Source organism: Nostoc sp. UHCC 0251 (genome assembly GCF_034932245.1).
Lineage (GTDB): Bacteria > Cyanobacteriota > Cyanobacteriia > Cyanobacteriales > Nostocaceae > Nostoc.
Genome location: NZ_JAYGHD010000526.1, coordinates 1 through 1851 on the forward strand (window position 1 = coordinate 1; position 1851 = coordinate 1851).

The 1851-nt window shown below is 43.5% G+C and carries 1 protein-coding gene; it reads left to right on the top strand.

Annotated features, from left to right (window positions below; genetic code table 11):
* Positions 1 to 1851: non-ribosomal peptide synthetase (locus tag VB740_RS36570; RefSeq protein WP_323204691.1), on the top strand; the 1851-nt coding region annotated here is incomplete at both ends.

The following is a 1851-nucleotide window of genomic DNA, read 5'->3' on the forward strand; positions in this document are numbered from 1 at the left end:
TCATTGGGTGTGTTTATCCAAGAACTAGCAGTACTGTACAACGCTTATTCTCAAGCCCAGCCGTCTCCTTTAAGACCTCTGCCGATTCAATATGCAGATTTTGCCATCTGGCAAAGAGAGTGGTTGCAAGGCTCGGTACTGCAAACTCAACTTTCGTACTGGCAACAACAACTAAAAGATGCACCAGCATTATTATCCCTACCCACAGACCGACCAAGACCTGCTGTGCAGACTTTCGCTGGCGCAAATTTTGATTTTGCACTCTCTGGGGAGTTAACTCTTAAGTTAACAAAACTCAGCCAACAGCAAGGTTGTACTCTGTTCATGACGCTGTTAGCAGCATTTGATACCCTACTTTATCGCTACACAGGTACGGAAGATATTTTGGTGGGATCTCCCATTGCTAACCGTAATCGTAGTGAGATAGAAGGGTTAATAGGCTTTTTTACCAATACTTTAGTGTTGCGTAGCAACTTGGCAGACAATCCTAGCTTTAGCGAATTACTCTCTCGCGTTCGGTTGATGGCAATGGATGCCTACGCTCATCAGGACTTACCTTTTGAAATGCTAGTTGAGGCATTGCAGCCAGAACGGGATCTCAGTCATGCACCACTGTTCCAAGTGATGTTTGTCCTGCATAATACGCCCATGTCCTCAATAGAACTTGCTGGCTTAAATATCAGCTCTTTGCCAGTAGAAAGCACAACTGCCAAGTTTGATTTGTTGTTATCAATACAGAACACTGCTGCTGGATTGGTAGGTGGATGGGAGTATAACACTGACTTATTTGATGCGGGAACAATTGAGCGGATGGCTGGACATTTTGTCACATTGCTAGAGGCAATTGTAGCCCATCCCCAAGAGCGGATTTCCCAATTGCCAATGCTGACACAACTTGAGCAACAGCAGTTATTAGTAGAGTGGAACGATACTCAAGTAGACTATCCCCAAGATAAATGTCTGCATCAGTTGTTTGAGTCACAAGTAGAGCGTACCCCAGATGCAGTGGCGGTGGAGTTTGAAAATCAACAACTTACCTACTACCAATTGAATGCCAAAGCAAATCAGTTGGCGCACTACCTGAAATCTTTAGGAGTGAAAGCAGATGTCCTGGTCGGGTTGTGTGTAGAGCGTTCCATAGAAATGGTGGTGGGACTGTTGGGGATTCTTAAGGCAGGTGGGGCATACTTACCATTTGACCCTAACTATCCTAATGAACGCTTGAGTTTCATGTTAGAAGATGCTGAAGTTCAAGTACTACTAACCCAAGATTCACTTGTTGAAAGACTGCCCCAAAATCAAGGAAAAGTTATCTGTTTAGATACTGACGTTCAGCTAGTTTCGCAGTTGAGTCAAGACAATCTCATCTCTGGTGTACAACCGGATAGCTTGGGTTATGTAATTTACACCTCTGGTTCTACGGGTAGACCTAAAGGTGTAGCCATGAGTCAGCTGGCTCTGAGCAATTTAATCCAATGGCAAGTGGAAAATCTGAAAGTTTCTTGTGGAGCAAGAACTCTGCAATTTTCTCCTATCAGCTTTGATGCTTCCTTCCATGAAATGTTTTCTACTTGGCATTCTGGAGGGACATTGGTCTTGATTACGGAGGAATTGCGCCGAGATGCATCGGCTTTATTAGGTTTTCTTGAACAAAAAGCGATTGAAAGACTGTTTATTCCCTTTGTTGGCTTACAACAACTAGCTGAAGTTGCTGTTGGCAATGGATTATTTACAAGTTATTTGCGAGAAATCATTACTGCTGGGGAACAGTTGCAGATTACTCCGGCGATTTCTCGCTGGTTAAGCAAACTAACTAATGATTGTACTCTGCACAATCATTATGGACCATCA